Consider the following 20265-nt stretch of genomic DNA (forward strand, 5'->3'; position numbering starts at 1 on the left):
TGCCGGGCGGGCCTAGACCGGAATGGAAGTCCTGCTGTATCTGCTGATCTTCGGCTGGCAATATGCCGTCCCGCTGGTCCTGACAGCGGTGCTGACACTGCTCATCCATCGCATTTTATCCCGCCGAGGCTGGCGCTGGCCGATCCTCGGCGCGACAGGCATCGCCGTTGCCCTGTCCTGCCTGCCTGCGCTTTCGGACAGGGTGACAATGCGCAGGGATCTGGCCGCACTTGCCCCCGACAGCATTCGCCCCGACCAGTTGACCCTGCCACCGGGCCGGCTGTTGCATCTGCAAAACATGAACACCGCCGGGATCACCTGCCGCGAGGAATGCCCCTTCGCGCAACTGCCCTTCGTCAGCGATGTCACCGTCGCCGATATTCAACGGGTAACCGATCCCGAAGGTTATCCCCCGTCACGGCCAATCGACCTTTGGGCGGCGCTGGACAACCCCGACCGTAATGCGCCGTTTCCCTACAGCTATGCCTTCATCTCGGCCACCTCTTACTGGTATGCCAAAGGCATCGGCGCCACCGATTATCGCCTGCCCCATTGGCCCGAAACGACCAGTGGCGCGCATATGCTGGTGTCAGTTCCACCCGACGGCCAATTGGACCTTGCCCACGCCACCACCCATTACCGCCGGCTGAATCTGCAACTTGAACAGGCGGAATGGGGCCTGTGGGGCTTTGCCAGCCGGATCAGGAACATCCCCTCGACCGGGGCGATCTTTGACGACCTCAGCACCATCGCCAAGCCGGATTAGGCCGTCAGGTACCGGTTGAACCAGTCGATCGTCCGCTGCCATGCCAGATCTGCGGCGGCCTGATCGTATCGCGGCGTGGAATCATTGTGGAACCCATGATTCACACCGGGATAGATATACCCCTCATAGGTCTTTCCGGCCGCCTTCAACGCTGCCTCATAGGCCGGCCAGCCTTCGTTGATCCGCTCATCCATCCCGGCATAATGCAGCAACAAGGGCGCCTGAATCTTCGCCGCATCCTCGACGGCGGCCTGTCGCCCATAGAAGGGCACCGAGGCCGCAAGTTCTGGATAGGCCACAGCCAGCGCATTGCAGACCCCGCCGCCATAGCAAAAGCCGACCGCGCCAACCTTGCCGGTCGAATCCTCGCGCCCCATCAGATGCTCGGCCCCGGCAAAGAAATCATTCATCAGCTTTTCGGGATCGACGCTCTGCTGCAATTCACGCCCTTCGGTGTCATTGCCCGGATAGCCGCCCACCGAGGTCAGCCCATCGGGCGCCAGCGCCATGAACCCGGCCTTGGCCACGCGCCGGGCCACATCCTCGATATAGGGGTTCAGTCCCCGGTTCTCATGGATGACCAGAACGGCGGGCAACGGCCCCTCGACGCCCGCAGGCCGCACCAGATAGCCGCGGACCTCGCCATTGCCATTGGGCGAATCATAGGTCACATATTCGGGCAGGATCGTCTCGTCGTTGAAATTCACCTGCTGGGCCATGGCGTAATTCGGGCTCAGCATCTGCAACAGCCCCACCGCCGTGACGCCGCCCACAGCGAATTTCGTCGCCCGGTCCAGAAACTCGCGCTTGGTGATCACTCCATGCGCGTAATAATCATACAGTTCCAGCAGCTCCTGGTCGAAATCCTTGGCCGTCATCCGGTTCATCGCATCCCCCTCCTGTTGCTTTCGCAAAAAGTGTAGGCCGCAATCCCGCCACACCCGTTCACAATCGGGCGACCAGCTTTCTTCTTCACCCAAATATCCCCGCCGGAGGCACCCGCCGCCGACCCCGGACAAGGCTCAGCCGGTCAGAACCGCCAGCGCCGCCTCGACCCGTCCCGCCGCGTGATCCAGATCCGACAGATCATCCAGCGCCACGACGGCGCGTTCACCGGCGGCATAGCGCGCCCGGTGCTTCAGATAGCGCGGATCATAGTGATCACGCATCAACCCCTCGGCCAGCGCTGGCCATTGACCGGCCGCTGCCTGCCGTTGCCAAGCTTCGATCCGTTCGCCCGGATGCAGCGGCGCCAATGCGGCGATAATCTCGCCCAAACGCACGGGATCCGCCGCCACATCGACATAGTCGCGCGCCGAATAGGCCGCCCGCGCCGCAACGGGCACCTCGATGCGCAGGCGCGGGGCGGCGCAGATCGCCTGCCAGATCGCCTTGGGCAGGGTGACGGCACCAATGCGGCTGCTTTCGGCCTCGACCAGCACGGGACGCGCGGGATCCAGCGTCGCCAGCGCCAGCGCTAACCGCCCCTCGAACAGCTTCTGGCTGGGCTGCCCGCCGGGCATCGCCCCAAACAGGCTGCCGCGATGCGCGGCCAAACCCTCAAGGTCGATCACCTGCCAACCCCGCACCGCCAGCCGCGACAGGATCGCCGTCTTGGCGCTGCCGGTATTGCCGTCCAGCACGATGACCGGCGCGGCAACGGGCATGTCCTGCACCTGCTGCACCACCAGCCCGCGCCAGCTTTTATAGCCGCCCTCGACCAGCTCGACCCGCCAGCCAATCTGCGACAGGATCGCGGCAAAGCTGCCCGACCTCTGCCCGCCGCGCCAGCAGTAAACCAGCGGTCGCCAGCCGCCCGGCCGGTCGGCCAGTGCCCCGGCGATATGGCGCGCGGCATTGCCCGCAACCAGCGCCGCCCCGATCTTGCGCGCATCAAAGGGCGAGACCTGCTTATAGATCGTGCCGACACGCGCACGCTCGGCATCATCCAGCACCGGCAGGTTGATCGCACCGGGCAGATGATCCTCGGCATATTCTGCCGGGCTGCGGACGTCGATGATATCGTCGAACCCCGCGCGAACGGGGTGCGACACGTCGGTCAGACGAAAGCTCAAGTCGGTATCAGTAGACGTAAACGGGCGTGCCGATGGGAATCTGGTCGTAAAGGCTCATCACGGCCTCGTTGCGCATCCGCAGGCAGCCATTGCTGACGGCGCGGCCAATGCTGCCCGGCTCGGTCGTTCCATGGATGCGGATCGCGGTGTCCTGCCCGCGGTCGTTATACAGATACAGCGCGCGGGCACCCAACGGATTGCTTGGCCCGCCCGGCATGCCATTTTCGTATTTCTTATAGGCGGCCGGGTTGCGCTGGATCATCTCGGGCGTGGGGCGCCAGCTGGGCCACTCGGTCTTGCGGCCGACGGTGGCGCGGCCCTTCCAGACCAGTTCATCGCGACCGACGGCGACACCGTAGCGGATCGCCTTGCCCGGCGCGATCACGTGATAAAGGAAGAAATCCTTGCTGACGACGATGATACTGCCCACCTCGAACCCGTCGCGAATGGCGACCTCGGTGGGGGCATAGGGATCACGGCCGGCGGCGGCAGGGGTGGTGGCCTGGGGCGCGGCCTGCGCCAACAGCAGCGACGGCGCGGCGATCAGCGGCACGGCCAGCGAAATCATCTGACGGCGGTTCATGGCAAACTCATCCTGTGACTGCTCGGGTTGGTCATTCCCTATATGTTCCATAGGGGGCAAGACAACTCAATCCAACGTCATCGCCACAGTTTCCCTTGACGCAGCGACCCCGAGGCCACATCTCACCAGACATGACCGCCGCAACGCGACCTACATACGGCCCTGACGCCCCGCGCAAAGCCGCCACCCGCGCCCCGCATCTGTGCCGGGGCCGTGGGGGGCGTGGTTGTCGCTGTCACATGGCGGCGCGTCCGCGCCATGCCCGCGCCGTCTGGCCGCTGGCCCTTGGCGAGGACCTGCCGCCGCAGCGATTGCCCGGCGCCGGCCCGCTGGCCGAGACGCCGCAAGCCGCCACGCGTCAACCACAGGCACCCCCGTTTTCCTTGACTGAAACCCTGCATCATGGATTCAGCCAAGGACAACACCATGCCTTCCGCATCTGAAAAACACCACGCACACCAGCCCACGCACGAGGTCGAACTGACCCTGACCGGCCTGTCCTGCGCGTCCTGCGTAGGCCGTGCCGAGCGCGCGCTGGCCGCCGTTCCCGGCGTCACCGAGCCGCGCGTCAACCTGGCCACCCACCGCGCCCATCTGCGCCTGACCGATCCCGCAGCCCTGCCCCGCGCGACCGAGGCGCTGGCCCGCGCCGGCTATCCCGCCGAGCCGGTCCATACCACGCTAGAGGTTCAGGGCATGACCTGCGCATCCTGCGTGGGCCGGGTCGAGCGCGCCCTGACCGCCCTGCCCGGCGTCAGCGCGGCCGCAGTCAATCTGGCCGCGGGCCGCGCCGACATCACCCATGACGCAGGCGTGGCCGCGGAAACACTGGCCCAGACCGTCACCGCCAAGGGCTATCCGGCGCAATTGCGCGCTGATCACGCCGCCCATGCCGGCCACCTGCACCATGACGATGAAGCGACAACCCTGCGCCGCAACTTCCTGATCGCGCTGGCTTTGACCCTGCCGGTCTTTATCGCGGAAATGGGCGGCCATGCCGTTCCGGCCTTTCACCACTGGCTGATGGGCGCGATCGGCACGCCAACCCTGTGGCTGGCCGAACTGGTGCTGACCGCGCTGGTCCTGGCCTTTCCCGGCCGGGTCTTCTTTCGCATCGGCATCCCCGCCCTGCTGAAGGGCGCGCCCGAGATGAACAGCCTCGTCGCTCTGGGCGCAGGCGCGGCTTTTCTTTATTCCACCGTCGTCACTCTGGCCCCCGGTCTGCTGCCGGAAACCGCGCGGCATGTCTATTTCGAGGCGGCGGCGGTCATCGTCACCCTTATCCTGCTGGGTCGCTGGCTGGAAGCACGCGCCAAGGGTCAGGCCAGCGCCGCGATCCGGCGGCTGGTGGAACTGGCGCCCGATCATGCGGTGGTGGTCCGCGACGGGATCGAGGCACGGGTGGCCGTGGCCGACCTGCAACCCGGCGATCTGCTCCGCCTTGCCCCCGGTGAACGGGTGGCGGTGGACGGGCTGATCACCGAAGGCAGCGGCCTGATCGACGAATCCATGCTGACGGGCGAGCCGGTTCCGGTGACGAAATCCCCCGGCGATGCCGTCACCGGCGGCACAGTCAACGGGAACAGCGCACTGACCTATCGCGTGACGGCGACCGGCGCCGATACCGCGCTGGCCCGCATCGTGCGCATGGTCGAGGATGCGCAGGCCGCAAAGCTGCCTGTGCAGGCCCTGGTGGACAAGATCACCCGCGTCTTTGTGCCGGTGGTGATCGGTTTGGCATTGCTGGCCTTCCTGCTGTGGCTGGCTTTCGGCGGCGGCCTTGCGCCGGCCTTTGTTGCGGCGGTTGCCGTGCTGATCATCGCCTGCCCCTGTGCGATGGGTCTGGCCGTGCCCGTCTCGATCATGGTCGGCACCGGCCGGGGCGCAGAACTGGGCGTGCTGTTCCGGCGCGGAGACGCGCTGCAACGGCTGGCCGAAGCGCGCGTGGTCGCCTTTGACAAGACCGGCACACTGACGCAGGGCGCCCCTGCCCTGACCGCGCTGGCCACTGAAGGCATCACCGAAGACGAGGCCTTGCGCCTGACCGCCAGCGCCGAGATCCGCTCTGAACATCCGCTGGCCGCGGCCCTGGTCGCCGCCGCGCGCGGGCGTGGCCTGCCGCTGGCCGAGGCGCAGGGGGTTCAGGCCAGTGCCGGGCGCGGGCTGACCGCGACCGTCGACGGGAAAACCCTGCTGATCGGCAATCTGCGCGCCTTGCAAGAGGTCGGCATCGACCCAGAACCCAGCCTGCTGGACCGCGCGACGGTATGGTCGGCGGACGGCGCGACGCCGGTGCATCTGGCGGTCGATGGCCGCCATGCCGCAGCGTTTGCGCTGGCCGATCCGGTGCGTGAGGGCAGCGCGGGCACCATCCGGGCGCTGCATGATCTGGGCATCCAGACCGTCATGATCTCGGGCGATGTGCAGGCCACGGCGGATGCGGTGGGCCGGCAGCTGGGCATCGACCGCGTGATTGGCGGCGTCTTGCCCGATGGCAAGCTGGCCGCCGTGCGCGAAATGGGCAAGGGCAGCGTCTTTGTGGGCGATGGCATCAATGACGCGCCCGCGCTGGCGGCCGCCGATACCGGCATCGCCATCGGCACCGGCACCGATGTCGCCATCGAATCCGCCGATGCGGTGCTGATCGGCGGCGATCCGGCGGGCGTGGTCACGGCCATCCGCCTTAGCCGGGCGGTGATGCGCAATATCCGGCAGAACCTGTTCTGGGCCTTTGCCTATAACGCCGCGCTGATCCCGGTGGCCATGGGTGCTCTGGTGCCGCTCGGCGGCCCGCAACTGTCGCCGATGCTGGGCGCTGCGGCGATGGCGCTGTCCTCGGTCTTTGTCGTGACCAATGCCTTGCGGCTGAAGCGGGCGCCGTGATCCGGCGGCGCTTTCTTGCTGCGATGGCGGGGGCCGCGCTGGTCCCTGCCGCCCTCGGCGCCGATCAGGGGCCGCGCATCGTGGCCTTTGGTGACAGCCTGACCGCCGGTTTCGGCCTGCCCAGCACCGAGGGGCTGGTTCCGGTGCTTCAGGACTGGCTGACCCGGCACAACACGCCCGCACAAATCGTGAATGAGGGACTGTCGGGCGATACCACCTATGGCGGGCGGGTGCGCATCCATTGGTCGCTTTGGGGCGGGGCCGATGCGGTCATCGTCGCCCTCGGCGCCAATGACATGCTGCTGGGCTGGTCGCCACGGCAGGCCGAGGCCAATCTGGACGCGATCCTGACCGCCGCCCGGCAGGGCGACCGTCCGGTGCTGCTGGTCGGACTGTCGCTGCGCCGTTCGGGACCGGACTGGGACGGGATCTGGCCGCGTCTGGCCGAGCGGCATGGCTGCCTGCTGCTGCCCAATATCATCGCGCCGCTGGCGGCCATTCCGGCGGGGGACCGCAAGCCCTATCTGCAAGCCGATGGGCTTCACCCCTCGGGTAAAGGGGTGAAGCTGCTGGTGGATCATCTGGGACCAAGCGTGCAGGCCCTGACCCGGCAGGTCTGAGGCCGCTCAGTGCCCGCTATGGTCCGTCTCGCCCTGCCCGGCTGCGGCATCGGCGGGTTCGGGCTGGCGGTCGTTATCCACCGGCACCTCGACCTCCATCACGCCGCAATCACCGAAATCCAGCGACAGAGCGATGGTCTGGCCGTTTTCCAGCGGCGCCTTCAGCCCCATCATCATGACATGATCACCGCCACGGGCCAGTTCGTGCTGGGCACCGGGGGCGACCTCGATCCCGCCCTCGATCGGCTGCATCTTCATCACGCCATCGACGTCCAGATTGGTGTGCAGTTCAACCTTCGCTGCTGCGTCAGAAGCAACGCCGACCAGCGTGCAGGAGACGGCACGGTGGTTGTCCAGCAGCATGAAGGCCGCCGCGGTCTGGGGGTTGGCGCTGCGGGCATAGGCGTTTTCGACGGCCATGCCGTCATGGGCCGCTGCGGCCAGCGGAAACAGCACCGCTGCGGCGGTGTAAATGATGGTTTTCATGTGGATCTGTCCTTGTTCGTGTTCGCGTATCTTTGGTCAGGTAATGCTGACCAGCGGCGGATCACGGGCCTGCGGCGCGACTTGCGCCGCCTCGGCAAGACCAAGGTGCAATTCGGTGAAATATGCGGCGAAAGCAGTCGGCTCGGGCAGTGCCGATGGGTCGGGCAGCACGGTGGCCGCCAGCATCGACAGCACCATGTCGGGGCAGTAATACGGGCTTTCAACCGGGGCGCCGTCGGGGCCATAGACCAGAACCACGGCCTCGCCCGAACACAGCACGACCTGATCCCCGATCCGCGCCTGCCCGCGCGCCGAACCAAGCGCAAAGCTGGTCAGCACAAGGCACAGGATCAGGAGCGGGCGAATCACTTGCATCGTGCCGGCGACCCTAGCGACGACGCCTGGCTTGTGCATCAGCCAAACTGTCGCGGATTGCCGGCACCCGGATGCCGCACAAATGCAAAAGCCCCGCCGTCACGGGCGGGGCGCAATGCGGGTCTGCCAGAAGGGCTTAGGCCAGTTGGGCCGGGCCGTCTTTCTTGGCGATCTCGCGCTTGATCTTCAGGGCGCGGGCCGACAGTTCGTCATCCTTGGCCTTCGCCAGGAATGCATCCAGACCACCGCGGTGATCCACCGAACGCAGCGCGGCGGCCGAGATCCGCAGCGAATAGGTCTTACCCATCTTTTCCGAGATCAGGCTGACATCGTTGAGGTTGGGCAGGAACCGGCGACGGGTCTTGTTGTTTGCGTGGCTGACATTGTTGCCAGTCATCGGGCCTTTGCCGGTCAGTTCGCAGACGCGCGACATGGTGGTCATCCTTCGTTACAGCTGTCGGGTGAGACGCCAGGCGCACCACCCCAATGTGAAAGGGCGCCGCGTGGCAGCGCCCGAAATTCCGTTCGCGGGTGATTAGTCCCTTGCGCGGCGGGCGTCAAGCCCCGTTGGCCACCTGATCGCGATAGGCCTGCGCCAGCGCCGCCATGGCCTCGCGCCACGGAAACGGGCCAAAGCTGATCCGCGCCACGCCAAGCGCGGCCAGTTCCGCAATGCCCGGCGCGCGGGGTGATTTCATGATGTTCACCGGCAGCGGGCTGACCTTGCACAAATCCCCGATCAGACCCGGATCGACAAGCCCCGGCGCAAAGAAACCCTTTGCCCCCGCATCGGCATAAACCCCCGCCCGATCAACGGCTTCAGCCATCAGCGCGGGATGATCCTCGGCCGGGCTTTGCAGGAAAAGATCGGTCCGTGCATTGATGAACAGATCGGTGGCACGGCGGACGGCGGCGATCAGCGCGGCCATCTCGACCGCCGGACGAATGCCGGTTTCGGGCGGAACGCCGTCCTCCAGATTGACACCGGCCACGCCAAGCGCAGCAAGCGCGCGCGCGTTCCGCGCCACGCCATCGGGACTGTTGGCGTAACCCGCCTCGAAATCGACGGTCAGGGGCAGATCGCTGGCCGCGCGAATCCGTTCGACGACGCCAAGAAGCTGGTCGAACGGCATCTTCTGCCCGTCGCCATAGCCATTCGCCCCGGCCACCGACGCGCTGCCCGTGGCCAGCGCCGGCGCCCCTGCCCCGGCCACTGCAGCCGCCGATCCGGCATCCCAAATATTGAACAGGATCAGCGGCTTGCCGGGTTCGTGAAGATCTGCAAAGCTCATGCGGCGACCCCATAACTGCGTTCGACCTCGATCAGGCGCTGCTTGCGCCACAGCCCGCCGGCATAGCCCGTCAGCGTGCCATCGGCGCCAATGACGCGGTGGCATGGGATGACGATGGCGATGCGGTTATTCGCATTGGCATTGGCGACAGCGCGGGTGGCCGAGGGCTGACCGATGGCGCCCGCCAGTTGGGCATAACTGCGGGTGTCGCCTGCCGGGATCTGGCGCAGACCTTGCCAGACGCGGCGCTGAAAATCGGTGCCGTGCAGGTGCAGATCCAGATCGAATAACGGGCGGTCGCCCGCAAAGAACTGTGCCAGCTGCGATTCGGTCCGGTCAGTCACGGCGGTGCGACCAAGGCCGATCCGACCGCCGACAAAGCCCGAAAGGCGACGCAATCCCTGAGGCAAGGCCTTGCGGTCGGTAAATTCCAGCAAATGCAGCGCGGTATCGTCGGCGATGGCGATCATGCCGCCCAGAGGGGTTTCGATCCAGTCGGCCCGCAGATCGGCGGGCTGGCGCATCTGATGCGGAGGATGGCCGAAAAGCCGGGTAAAAGCGGTGCGGAAACCGCTGGCCGAATCGAAACCGGCATCAAGCTGCGCGTCAATCATGGCGCTTCCTTTCGTGATGGATTTCAGCCCCTCGCGCAGGCGGGCGGCGCGGGCGATTTCCAAAAATGTCTGGCCGAAATGGCGCTTGAAGGCCCGGCGCACGGTCGAAGGATCATGCCCCAGTCCGGTCAGGTCGCTCTCGCTCCAGCGGCGCTCGGGATCGGCATGCAGCGCGGCGATCAGGGCGGTGACGGTGGCGTGCCCTTCGGCCTCTGGCCCCGTCGGGTGACAGCGCAGGCAGGGGCGGAAGCCAGCGGCGGCAGCTTGGGCCGGGCTGGCGAACCAGCGGCAGTTTTCGGGGCGAGGCCTGCGGGCCGGGCAGGTCAGGCGACAGAAGATGCCGGTGGTGGTGACCCCGACATAGGCGCGGCCTTCAAAGGCGGGGTCTCGGCTGCTGAGCGCGTCATACAGCGCGCCGGGTTCGGGCAGGTCCAACATGGTGCGTTCCTTGTTTATCTGCATTTACCCTACTCGATTCGCCTTCCTGCCGGGCCGCAGAATCGGGCGTCTATTTCGGCGCTGCTTCCCGGTCCAGCCATGCCAGCATATGTGCAGCCGCCTCGCCCGGCGCCGCGCTGCCCGCCGCGACGGCCTGCCCCAGTTCATCCAGTTTGGCGCGTGCCTCGGGCGCGTCAAGCCGCGACAACAGGCCCGCGCGAACCTCGGCCTGAAACCAGTTCCGTGCCTGACGCGCGCGATTGGCATCGAAATGCCCATGTTCGCGGCGCCATCCGGTCAGCGTCTGCATCTCGTCCCAGGCCTGGGCCAGCCCGATGCCGGTGGTGGCGGAAACCGCATGGGCAAGGGGAAAGCCCTCGGGATCCTGCGGACGCTTGCGCAACAGCCGCAATGCGCCGGCGTAGTCGGCCACGGTGCGGCGAGCGGTTGCCAGCAGGTCGCCATCGGCCTTGTTCACCAGAATCAGGTCGGCCATTTCCATGATGCCGCGTTTGACGCCTTGCAGTTCATCGCCACCCGCAGGTGCCAGCAGCAGGATGAACAGGTCGGACATTTCCGCCACCAGCGTTTCGGACTGGCCGACACCGACAGTTTCGATCAGCACCACGTCAAAGCCGGCCGCCTCGCACAGCCGGATCGCCTCGCGCGTGCGGCGGGCGACGCCGCCCAGTTCGGCCCGCGATGGCGAGGGGCGGATAAAGGCGTTGGGATCACGCGCCAGATGTTCCATCCGGGTCTTGTCGCCCAGGATCGAGCCGCCGGACCGCGCCGATGAGGGGTCGACAGCAAGAACCGCCACCTTCAGCCCCTGCCCGGTCAGCATGGTTCCAAAGGCCTCGATAAAGGTAGACTTGCCAACGCCGGGCGTGCCGGACAGACCGATGCGCAGGGCCTGCCGGTCGGGCAGCCCGGCAAGCAGGGCCAGCGCCTGTTCGCGATGGTCTGCGCGGGTCGATTCGATCAGCGTGATCGCGCGCGACAAGGCCCGGCGGCTGCCCCCGGTCAGTTCCGTCAACAGATCGTCCATATCGCCCCGTCAGCAGCAGGGGCCCGGTGCCCCGCAGCTTCGTGGATATTTGCGCAGGGCTGAAATGCCAAGGGGCGGATGGTCACGCGAAGTTTCCCGACCCGCGACGGGCCCTGCCGCATGGCCTGCTTGTGACAGGTGATGGCGGCTCGTATATGCAAGGGCATGAAGAACGCGATCAGCCGGGGCCTGACCGGCATCAGGACGCTGCGGGGCGCCTTGTGCGGTGCCGCCCTTGCTGCCGTGACAATGGCAGCCGGGGGCATGATCGCCAGCGCCCCCTCTGCCCAGGCAGAGAGCCTGGCCGCAGCTGCGCCAGACTGGCAGGGCCAGCCCATAAGGCTGATGATGGTCGAGCAGGCGGGTTGCATCTATTGCGCAAGATGGGATGCCGAGATCGCCCCCGGCTTTGCCAACAGCGCCGAGGGTCGCACGGCACCCTTGATGCGCGTCGATATAGATGGACCATGGCCGGACGGGATCGTTCTGGACTCGCGGCCTGCGATCACGCCGACCTTCATCCTGCTGAAGAAAGGCGTCGAGTTGGACCGCATCGAGGGCTATGTGGGCCAGGCCTATTTCCATCCGGTTCTGGCCGAGATGATGCGCAACGCAGGTGTGGCCATCGAACAGGTGGAATGATGGAAAAGCACGCTGTTTTCGCCGATGGTGGTGCCGGCGGCATGTCCCCACCGGTGGAAGAGATGACAGCCCGCGCGACCGAAGCCGCCTCCTTTCTGAAGGTGCTGGCCCATGAGGGGCGGATGAAGATCCTGTGCCATCTGGCCCATGGCGAGGGCGAGTCGCGGCTGTATTCCATTGCCGATCCGCGGGCGGGGCAGGTGGTCGGCCTGATGTATCGTCTGTTCTGTGCGGATTAGAGCGGGCATGGGGCTTTGCCCCGTCGCCTGACGGCGACTCCCCAGGATATTTTTGCACGGATGATGGGGCGGGCTTTTGTCCCGTAGCCGCTTGGGTTATGCCCCTTGGTCATATCTGACGAGGGCAAGCCCATGCATGACATCCGCGCGATCCGTGAAAACCCTGCTGCATTCGACGCCGCTTTGGCGCGGCGCCGGCTGCCCGCCATGTCGCCCGAAATCCTGCGGCTGGATGCCGATCGCCGCGCCCGGATCGCCGAGGCCGAGGCCGCACAGGCCGAGCAGAACAAGGCCAGCAAGGAAGTCGGTGCCGCCAAGGGTCGCGGCGACGAGGCCGAATTTGAACGGCTGCGCGGGCTGGTGGCCGAGAAGAAGGCCGATGTGGCGCGGATGCAGGCCGAGGCCGCCGAGATGGATGCGCAGCTGCGCGATCTGTTGATGGGCATTCCGAACCTGCCGCTGGACAGCATTCCCGATGGGGTCGATGAGGCTGACAATGTCGAGATCCGCCGTTGGGGCGACCCTCGCGGTTTCGATTTCAGCCCGGTCGAGCATTACGAGATTGCGGGCGTGAAGCCCGGCATGGACTTTGAGACCGCCGCCAAGCTGTCGGGCAGCCGCTTTGTCGTGTTGAAGGGCGCGGTGGCGCGCATCCACCGGGCGCTGGCGCAGTTCATGATCGACTTTCATATCGACAAGCACGGGCTTCAGGAAACCTGGGCCCCGGTTCTGGTGCTGGAAGATATGATGTATGGCACCAACCAGCTGCCGAAATTCGGCGAGGACAGTTATAAGACCCGCGAGGGGTACTGGCTGATCCCGACTTCGGAAGTGACGCTGACCAATACCGTCCATGGCGATCTGCTGGATCAGGCCGATCTGCCGCGCCGGATGACCGCACACAGCCAGTGCTTCCGGTCAGAAGCGGGCAGCGCGGGACGCGACACCTCGGGCATGTTGCGCCAGCATCAGTTCGAAAAGGTCGAGATGGTGTCGATCACCGATGCCGAGACCGGCCTGGACGAACATGCCCGGATGACCCGCTGTGCCGAAGCCGTGCTGGAGGCATTGGGCCTGCCCTATCGCACCGTCGTCCTGTCCACCGGCGATATGGGTTTCGGCGCGCGGATCACCCATGATCTTGAGGTCTGGCTGCCCGGTCAGGACAAATATCGCGAGATCAGCAGCGTCAGTTACTGCGGCGACTTTCAGGCGCGGCGGATGAATGCGCGCTATCGTCCCGCAGCCGGCGGCAAGCCCGAGTTCGTGCATACGTTGAACGGGTCAGGGCTGGCCGTGGGTCGGGCGCTGATCGCAGTGCTGGAGAACGGGCAGCAGGCAGATGGCTCGGTCGAGCTGCCGGGCGTGCTGCATCCCTATCTGGGTGGCAAGACGCGGCTGACGGCCGAGGGCGTTCTGGCCTGAGTCCCCGCCCAGAAGCAGGGGTTTTCGGCTTCCTGTCTGAAGGGCCGAAACCCTTGGGCACCGTGCGGCGTTTCGTGGCATGAACAGAAGCGCGGCAATCATGGTCTGTCTGGCGGTGGGGATCTTCATCTTCAGCAGCCTGACCTATGCGGTCGGTCAGCATTCGGGTCCGGTAGCGCTGCCGATGACCGCGGCAAGCACGCAGCTTGCAGCGATGACACGTTTGGGAATGCCGGGGATTCCCGATGTCGTCGCGCCGCTGCCCGATGGTTCGCTTGGCCTGCACAGCCTGTTCCTGCAACCCGAAGATCCGGTGTTGTGGTCGCTGCTGGTTGCCGTGTGGATCGCATTGACCATTCATGCCTTCGGGGTGCTGCGCCGACAACACCGGACCGAGTTGGCCGGCGCGGTCGCCAGTCAGGCGACACCCGCCAAGATCGGTCAGGATAAGGGTGATGCCGGGCCGCCGACGGCGCAGCAGCTGGCGCTGCGCCACAGCCATGACAATGACCTTGCCGAACATGCCCCGCTGGCGCTGGCGTTGCTGGCCGGGGCGGCCTGGCCCTGGCTTATCGACCGCTATCAGGCAAGCGGCTTCGTGCTGGCGCTGGCGATGCTGTCGCTGGCGCTGGCGGCGGCGGTCAGGGGGCAGCGCGATGGCAGCCGGATCCGGCGCATGCAGACGGTCGGGCTGTTCGCCGGATGGGCGACAGCCGTGACCTATGCGGCATTCGCGACATTACTGAACGATCATCTGGGTATTCCCGCCGTGGCGTCGACCGTGACGGCGATGCTGCTTTGCGCGGCGGCGGGGGTCATCATCCAGCTGAGGCTGGGCGGCGCGTTCTGCTATTCCGTGGCGATCATCTGGTCGTTGGTCGGGCTGGCGCTGGCCACCATGCAGGCCGACGCCACCATCGCGATGATGGCGATCATCGGAATTTCGGCCATGGCCATCGTGCTGGTGCGCGCAGCCAGTTAACTGCCCTTCGGTTTCTGCCGGTTCTTGTGCTTGGACAGCGCGCCCGACTGGCTGATCTTGGTGGCCTTGTGGCGATAGGGGTTCTGATCGCCCTGATCGCGGAACATCAGCCGGATCGGCGTGCCGGGCATGTCGAAATCGGCACGCAGCCCGTTGATCAGATAGCGCTGATAGCTGTCGGGCAGCTTGTCGGTATGGGTGGCCTTGACGATGAATGCCGGCGGCCGGGTCCGCACCTGGGTCATATAGCGCAGCCGGATGCGCCGCCCGCCCGGCGCGGGGGGCGGATGCGCCTCGGTCATGGCGCCAAGCCACTGGTTCAGTTTGGCGGTGCTGACGCGGCGGTTCCAGACCTCATGCGCCTTCAGGATCGCGTTGTGCAGCCGGTCCAGCCCCTTGCCCGTGCGGGCCGAAACGGTGACCAGAGGCGCGCCCTTCAGCTGCGGCAGCAGGCGTTCAAAGCTTTCGCGCAATTCCTTCAGCTTCTCGGGCTTGTCTTCTTCAAGATCCCATTTATTCGCGGCCACCACCACGGCGCGACCTTCCGTTTCGGCGAAATCCGCGATGCGCAGGTCCTGCTGCTCAAAGGGGATGGCGACGTCCAGAAGGACCACCACCACCTCGGCAAAGCGCACGGCCCGCAACCCATCAGCGACCGACAGCTTTTCCAGCTTGTCATTCACCTTAGCCCGCTTGCGCATGCCCGCCGTGTCAAAAATGCGCATGGGCGTGCCCATGAACTCGGTCGTCACGCTGATGGAATCGCGGGTGATGCCGGCCTCGGGGCCGGTCAGCAGGCGATCCTCGCCGATGATCTTGTTGATCAGCGTCGACTTTCCCGCGTTCGGACGGCCGATGACGGCCAGTTGCAGCGGGCGGCTTTCGGATGGGCGCCATTCCTCGGCACCTTCGCCGGATTCGGCATCCTCATCGGACAGGGCAATGTCAAATTCCGGCTCGATCGGGGCGGGGCGTTCGGCCTCGACCTGATCGGCAAGCGGCAGCAGGGCGCGGTAAAGGTCGTCCATCCCCTCGCCATGTTCGGCGCTGATGCGCAGCGGCTCGCCCAGACCAAGGGCATAGGCTTCCAGCGTGCCGGCCTCGCCCGCGCGGCCTTCTGATTTATTGGCGGCGACGATGACATGGCGGGCGCGGCGGCGCAGGATCTCGGCGAAATATTCATCCGCAGCCGTCACGCCGGTGCGGGCATCGACGACGAACAGGCAGATATCGGCCTCATCCACGGCACGTTCCGTCAGGCGGCGCATCCGGCCTTGCAGGCTGTCATCCTCGGCGATTTCCAGGCCGGCGCTGTCGATCACGATAAAGCGCAGGTCGCCAAGCCGGCCCTGCCCTTCGCGCAGGTCACGGGTGACGCCGGGCTGGTCATCGACCAGCGCCAGTTTCTTGCCGACCAGCCGGTTGAACAGGGTCGACTTGCCGACATTGGGTCGGCCCACAATGGCGAGGGTAAAGCTCATCTGAATGCGTGCAATTGGCCCGAACGGGAAACAACATAAAGGGTCTGGCCCGCAACCACCGGCGCGGCAGCCGCCCCGCCGGGGATCTGCGCTTGCCCGACCAACGCACCGCTGGAAGGATCAAAGACCCGCAACACCCCGTCGGACGAGGCGACGAACAGCCGCCCCCCCGCCAGAACCGGCCCGTAATGGGCATGGATGCTGTCCTGCTTCTTCACGCGGCTATCGGTGAAATAGGGCAGTTCGATCTGCCAGACCTGCCCGCCGGTGGCGGCGTCGATGCGCACCAGGCTGGCTTCGTCATTGACGGCGAAGATCGAGTTGCCGGCGACCACGACCGGCGAATTGGCGCCTTCGCGGGCAGACCAGTTCTCCTGCCCCGTGGCCATGTCGATGGCGGCGATGCGCCCCGAGGATGAACCCGAATACAGCGTATCGCCCGCTATCACCGGATCACCGGTCAGATCGCGGATCGAGGCGATGGCCCGGCCCACGCGCAGACCAGCGACCTGCGCGGTCCAGTTGGTCAACCCGGTCTGGGTATCGGCGGCCAGCAACTGCCCCGACGAGAAGGGGAAGATCACGGTATTGCCCGACACGGCCGGGGCGGCGACGCCCATCACGCCCGAGGACGAGGTATTGCCCGAGGTCTGCCACAGCAGCTTGCCATCCTCGGCCCGGACAGCCCACCCGGTCGAATCGCGCGCGGCGACATAGACGACGCCGTTCTGCGCCGCCGGCCCGCCGCTGATCGAGGAATTGACCCGCTGGCGCCACAGAACCCCGCCGGTCGCGGCATCCAGCGCCACAAGCTCGCCATAGCCGGTCGAGACGAAAACCCGCCCGCCTTCGTAAGCCAGGCCACCGCCCGAGGCACTGTCGCCACCCTCGCTTGCCGGGGTGACATCGACGGACCAGACACGGCCGCCGCCGGTCGAGGTCGCGGTGACGCGCGCGCGGCTGTCCATCGTAAAGACCATGCCTGCGGCAACGATCGGATCGGCGGTGATACGATGGCGGCGGTCATCGCCCTGGCCGATATCGGCGGTCCAGATGCGGCCTGTGCCGCTGCCAAGGGCCACGTGACCGGGCGCATGGGCGGCATTGCCGGCGCGATGCGTCCAATCGGCATTGGCGCGGGCGGCGGCAAGGCCGACGGTGGTGGCGGCAACAGCAGTGGGGGCCATCACGGCCGGCCCATCGGGCGAGTTCACCGCCATCGGGTCCAGCCGCTCGCCGGGCAGGATATATTCCCGTTCCTGGCAGGCACCAAGCGCCAGCACCGACACAAGCGACAGGGCGAGCGCGGCGGCATGGTTGCGCGTCATCGTGATCATGCTGAACTTCCCTCGTTCCCTGTTTCACCGACCAGTTATACGGATCTGGCCCGGCCTTACCTTTTACTTCGCTTTGCACCGACCCCAGGACGGCCCATTCCCAGGCACGCCCGTGGCGCTGCGGATCAATCGGCAGCCGGGGTCAGGTCGTTCGGTTCGGGCTCGACGCCCATGGCGATCATCATCTCGGACAGGCGGCGACGCAAGCCTTCGCTTAGGCCCTCTTTCTGCTGAATCTGCTTGATCAGTGTCTCGGCATCCTCGGCGCGCCCCGCGCCAATCAGCGCAACGGCCTGCTGTTCCAGCGCCAACAACTCGAATGGCGCGCCGGTCTGGGCCAGTTGCGACAGCACCTGATCGCGCTGCACCGGGTCCATCTGGTTGCCCTGGACCAGAACGGCCTTCAACAGGGCCAGGTCATGCATGACACGGTCGTCGGCCTGGGTCAGCCCGCCGGCGGCGGTCTGCAACCTTTCGCCCGCCTGCTGGCCCTGCCCCTGCGCGACCAGTGCATTCCCCTGCAAAAGCGCGGCCAGCGCCACATGACTGGCCCGGCCGTCGTCACCGGCCTCGGCCAGCGCCGTCACGGGATCGGCAGCCGTCTCGGCAGCGATGATCGCATCGCCAAAATCCTGCGCCGCGCTGCGCGCCTGTGCCAGGCTGTATTCGCGCCAGGCCGCGCCGGCCACGACCAGGACGATCAGCGCGATGGCAATCCAGCCATAGCGGCGAAACACACCGAACAGCCGGTCGCGGCGAAGATCCTCGGTTACCTCGTCGATGAAGCTGTCATTCTGATTGGCCATGGCCGCTTTCCGTCATATTCCTAGCGCGACCGCTCTTACACGGTCGCGGCCGGAATTGCCAATGGCAAGCTGTCATCCGGCCATTGGCGCGGCGCCGGGCGGGGTGGCGTATCGCGCTCGGGCGGGGACCAGCCGGCACGACGCCAGCGGCAGGATGCAAAAAGGCCTGCCAGGATCCCCCGGCAGGCCCGTTGAAAGGCGTTGTCCGCCACCCTGTCAGAGGCGCGAGGCGACGTTTTCCCAGTTGACCAGCTTGTCCAGGAAGTTGGTCAGATAGGCCGGGCGCTTGTTGCGGAAGTCGATGTAATAGCTGTGTTCCCATACATCGCAGCCCAGAAGCGCGGTCTGGCCGAAGCACAGCGGGTTCACGCCGTTTTCGGTCTTGGTGATTTTCAGGCTGCCATCGGCATCCTTGACCAGCCAGGCCCAGCCCGACCCGAACTGGCCGGCACCGGCCGCGCCAAATTCTTCCTTGAACTTGTCGACCGAGCCAAAGGATTCGGTGATGGCTTTTTCCAGATCGCCCGGCATGGCGCCCGGATTCGGCGTCATCATTTCCCAGAACTGCGTGTGGTTCCAGTGCTGGCTGGCATTGTTGAAGATGCCGTTCTGCGCCACGGCGCCCTTCTGATAGGTGCCCTTGACGATATCCTCGACCGACTTGTTTTCCCACTCGGTGCCGGCGATCAGCTTGTTGCCGTTGTCGACATAGGCCTTGTGGTGGATGTCATGGTGAAACTCCAGCGTCTCCTTGGACATGCCTGCAGCTGCAAGTGCGTCATGGGCATAGGGAAGATCGGGAAGCGTGAAAGCCATTTTCCTGTCCTTTCGTGGGGTTCGCGGTTCGGTGGGCAAGGTCACCAATTCAGCCCCTCAACGCAAGGGCAGAAACGCAGTTCCATGGTGCAGGCCGGATTCAGGGGGCTGTCTGCCCCCTCGGCGCGTGCCGCGCCTCACCCCCGAGGATATTTGCGTGAAGAAGAATTGTCAGGCGCGGTCAAGGGTTTCAACGGCCAGGATCGTGGGCAGGTGACGGGCGATTTCGGCCCAGGTTTCGCCTTCGTCATTGGTGGCAAAGACCGAGCCGCTATTGGTGCCGAAATAGACGCCCGCAGGGTCGCGGCGGTCGCCGGACATGGATTGTCTGAGGACGGTGAAGAAGCAGGCGGTCTGCGGCAGGCCATCGCGCTGCGCCTGCCAGCTTTGCCCGCCGTCGCGGGACCGCCAGACGGCGGCGGCGGCGTCGGGCGGAAAGCGGCCGATGCTGTCGCCGTTCAGCGGCAGGGTCCAGATGGTTTCCGGGTCGCGCGGGTGGACATGGATCGGGAAGCCGAAGGTCGAGGGAAGGTTGGCCGTGATGTCTTCCTAACTGCGGCCTCCGTCCGGCGAGCGCCAGACGCCGTGGTGGTTTTGTTGATACAGAAGTTGCCCGTCGCCCGGTGCGCGGACGATGTTGTGGACGCAATGGCCGACCTCTCCGTCGCGCGGGGCAGCGGGGTGGTGATACTGGCCACAGGCCTCGGCATTGGACAGGCGGTTGCGGCGGTCCCAGGTTTCGCCGCCATCCTCGGTCTGAAAAACCCCGGCGGCGGAAATGCCGACCCACATGCGTTTGCGGTCGGTCGGGTCAGCGACGATGGAATGCAGGATCAGGCCAGCCGCGCCGCCATTCCATGAGGGCGCCGAGGGATGGCCGGTCAGGCCGTCCAGCCGGTCGAAGCTGTCACCCCGGTCCGTGCTGACCAAGAGGCTGGCGGGTTTGGTGCCCGCGTAAAGCTTGCCGTCATTAAGGCCGAGCGACCAGATTTGCTGGAACTGGTCGGTGAAGGGCAAGGGCGTGTCGGTCCAGCCGATCATCTGGGCGAAATCCGGGTCATTCGCGGCCCAGTCATCCATCTGGCCCTTGGTCAGACGGGTCACCGCCCAGCTTTCGCCGCCATCATCGGATCGCCAGACCCCTGCCCCGTGCCAGTCACCGCCGCCGCCCGCCCAGATGGTGCCGGTCGCCGGATCGCCGATGATATGGTTGATCGGCCAGCCGTCGCAGAAGGGGCCGCTGACGGTCCAGCCTTCGCGCCTGGTATCGCCGGTGATCAGGAAGGCGCCCTTGGTGGTGCCCACGAGAATGGTGAGATCGGTCATGGCGTGCCCGTTCTGCCTTGCCAAACCAGAA

20 protein-coding genes and 1 pseudogene are annotated in these 20265 nt (G+C 66.1%); 7 read left to right on the forward strand and 14 right to left on the reverse strand.

Translation table 11 applies throughout. From position 1 onward, the window contains the following. Positions 1 to 22 precede the first annotated feature (22 nt). Positions 23 to 766 carry a hypothetical protein gene (locus FNJ84_RS15900; protein WP_143794286.1) on the forward strand — a complete coding sequence of 248 codons (744 nt, stop codon included), beginning with the start codon at positions 23 to 25 and terminating at the stop codon, positions 764 to 766. Here the strand turns inward: FNJ84_RS15900 and yghX are convergent. The 3 genes from yghX to FNJ84_RS15915 all read right to left on the reverse strand — a co-directional run bounded on the left by yghX (position 763) and on the right by FNJ84_RS15915 (position 3424). After that, entirely contained in the window at positions 763 to 1653 is an 891-nt protein-coding gene (gene yghX, locus FNJ84_RS15905) for a YghX family hydrolase (RefSeq protein WP_143794287.1), read from the reverse strand. The genes FNJ84_RS15900 and yghX overlap by 4 nt on opposite strands. A gap of 135 nt (positions 1654 to 1788) precedes the next feature. Beyond that, a complete protein-coding gene (mnmH, locus tag FNJ84_RS15910) occupies positions 1789 to 2841 on the reverse strand; it encodes a tRNA 2-selenouridine(34) synthase MnmH (protein WP_143794288.1) in 1053 nt (350 codons plus the stop codon). Positions 2842 to 2848: 7 nt separating this feature from the next. Continuing rightward, positions 2849 to 3424, reverse strand: coding sequence for a L,D-transpeptidase (locus FNJ84_RS15915; RefSeq protein ID WP_143794289.1), 576 nt, complete (start codon positions 3422 to 3424; stop codon positions 2849 to 2851). A gap of 426 nt (positions 3425 to 3850) precedes the next feature. Here FNJ84_RS15915 and FNJ84_RS15925 point away from each other — a divergent pair, with 426 nt between their 5' ends. Continuing rightward, positions 3851 to 6307 (forward strand): heavy metal translocating P-type ATPase, encoded by a 2457-nt coding sequence (locus tag FNJ84_RS15925; protein ID WP_221931999.1) that lies wholly within the window; start codon positions 3851 to 3853, stop codon positions 6305 to 6307. After that, the gene (locus FNJ84_RS15930; protein ID WP_255471244.1) at positions 6304 to 6927 is read left to right on the forward strand and encodes an arylesterase; all 624 of its coding nucleotides are present in this window, start codon (positions 6304 to 6306) and stop codon (positions 6925 to 6927) included. Before FNJ84_RS15925 ends, FNJ84_RS15930 begins: the two co-directional genes overlap by 4 nt. A 6-nt stretch (positions 6928 to 6933) precedes the next feature. On the opposite strand, the gene FNJ84_RS15935 is transcribed toward FNJ84_RS15930, so the two are convergent. The 6 genes from FNJ84_RS15935 to meaB form a co-directional block, all read right to left on the reverse strand. Continuing rightward, positions 6934 to 7413, reverse strand: a complete 480-nt coding sequence (locus tag FNJ84_RS15935) for a copper chaperone PCu(A)C (RefSeq protein WP_143794292.1) — start codon at positions 7411 to 7413, stop codon at positions 6934 to 6936. A gap of 36 nt (positions 7414 to 7449) precedes the next feature. Beyond that, entirely contained in the window at positions 7450 to 7788 is a 339-nt protein-coding gene (locus tag FNJ84_RS15940; RefSeq protein WP_143794293.1) for a hypothetical protein, read from the reverse strand. A gap of 136 nt (positions 7789 to 7924) precedes the next feature. Next, positions 7925 to 8221 carry a 50S ribosomal protein L28 gene (gene rpmB, locus FNJ84_RS15945; protein ID WP_143794294.1) on the reverse strand — a complete coding sequence of 99 codons (297 nt, stop codon included), beginning with the start codon at positions 8219 to 8221 and terminating at the stop codon, positions 7925 to 7927. Positions 8222 to 8345: 124 nt separating this feature from the next. After that, entirely contained in the window at positions 8346 to 9080 is a 735-nt protein-coding gene (locus FNJ84_RS15950; RefSeq protein ID WP_143794295.1) for an isocitrate lyase/phosphoenolpyruvate mutase family protein, read from the reverse strand. Then, positions 9077 to 10156 (reverse strand): bifunctional transcriptional activator/DNA repair enzyme AdaA, encoded by a 1080-nt coding sequence (locus FNJ84_RS15955; protein ID WP_255471245.1) that lies wholly within the window; start codon positions 10154 to 10156, stop codon positions 9077 to 9079. The genes FNJ84_RS15950 and FNJ84_RS15955 overlap by 4 nt, the downstream gene beginning before the upstream one ends. A 46-nt stretch (positions 10157 to 10202) precedes the next feature. After that, positions 10203 to 11180: a methylmalonyl Co-A mutase-associated GTPase MeaB gene (gene meaB / locus FNJ84_RS15960; protein ID WP_143794296.1), complete on the reverse strand. Its 978-nt coding sequence runs from the start codon at positions 11178 to 11180 to the stop codon at positions 10203 to 10205. Positions 11181 to 11345: 165 nt separating this feature from the next. Between meaB and FNJ84_RS22420 the strand changes: the two genes are divergently transcribed. From FNJ84_RS22420 to FNJ84_RS15980, 4 genes are all read left to right on the forward strand, one after another. Then, positions 11346 to 11822, forward strand: coding sequence for a thioredoxin family protein (locus tag FNJ84_RS22420; RefSeq protein WP_255471246.1), 477 nt, complete (start codon positions 11346 to 11348; stop codon positions 11820 to 11822). After that, positions 11822 to 12061: a hypothetical protein gene (locus tag FNJ84_RS15970; protein ID WP_255471247.1), complete on the forward strand. Its 240-nt coding sequence runs from the start codon at positions 11822 to 11824 to the stop codon at positions 12059 to 12061. The genes FNJ84_RS22420 and FNJ84_RS15970 overlap by 1 nt, the downstream gene beginning before the upstream one ends. Before the next feature lie 132 nt (positions 12062 to 12193). Beyond that, positions 12194 to 13486, forward strand: coding sequence for a serine--tRNA ligase (gene serS, locus FNJ84_RS15975; RefSeq protein WP_143794297.1), 1293 nt, complete (start codon positions 12194 to 12196; stop codon positions 13484 to 13486). Positions 13487 to 13565: 79 nt separating this feature from the next. Then, positions 13566 to 14468 (forward strand): hypothetical protein, encoded by a 903-nt coding sequence (locus FNJ84_RS15980; protein ID WP_143794298.1) that lies wholly within the window; start codon positions 13566 to 13568, stop codon positions 14466 to 14468. On the opposite strand, the gene der is transcribed toward FNJ84_RS15980, so the two are convergent. The 5 genes and pseudogenes from der to FNJ84_RS16005 all read right to left on the reverse strand — a co-directional run bounded on the left by der (position 14465) and on the right by FNJ84_RS16005 (position 20234). Continuing rightward, positions 14465 to 15949 carry a ribosome biogenesis GTPase Der gene (der, locus tag FNJ84_RS15985; protein ID WP_143794299.1) on the reverse strand — a complete coding sequence of 495 codons (1485 nt, stop codon included), beginning with the start codon at positions 15947 to 15949 and terminating at the stop codon, positions 14465 to 14467. The genes FNJ84_RS15980 and der overlap by 4 nt on opposite strands. After that, positions 15946 to 17277 carry a PQQ-binding-like beta-propeller repeat protein gene (locus FNJ84_RS15990; protein ID WP_143794354.1) on the reverse strand — a complete coding sequence of 444 codons (1332 nt, stop codon included), beginning with the start codon at positions 17275 to 17277 and terminating at the stop codon, positions 15946 to 15948. Before FNJ84_RS15990 ends, der begins: the two co-directional genes overlap by 4 nt. A 134-nt stretch (positions 17278 to 17411) precedes the next feature. Continuing rightward, on the reverse strand, positions 17412 to 18092 hold the full coding sequence (locus tag FNJ84_RS15995; RefSeq protein WP_143794300.1) for a hypothetical protein: 681 nt from the start codon (positions 18090 to 18092) through the stop codon (positions 17412 to 17414). Positions 18093 to 18308: 216 nt separating this feature from the next. Continuing rightward, positions 18309 to 18908 carry a superoxide dismutase gene (locus FNJ84_RS16000; RefSeq protein WP_143794301.1) on the reverse strand — a complete coding sequence of 200 codons (600 nt, stop codon included), beginning with the start codon at positions 18906 to 18908 and terminating at the stop codon, positions 18309 to 18311. A 171-nt stretch (positions 18909 to 19079) separates the two neighbouring features. Beyond that, positions 19080 to 20234, reverse strand: a pseudogene (locus FNJ84_RS16005) (exo-alpha-sialidase). Between the last annotated feature and the right edge of the window lie 31 nt (positions 20235 to 20265).

It is taken from the genome of Paracoccus sp. M683, from assembly GCF_007096355.1.
Taxonomy (GTDB): Bacteria; Pseudomonadota; Alphaproteobacteria; order Rhodobacterales; family Rhodobacteraceae; genus Paracoccus.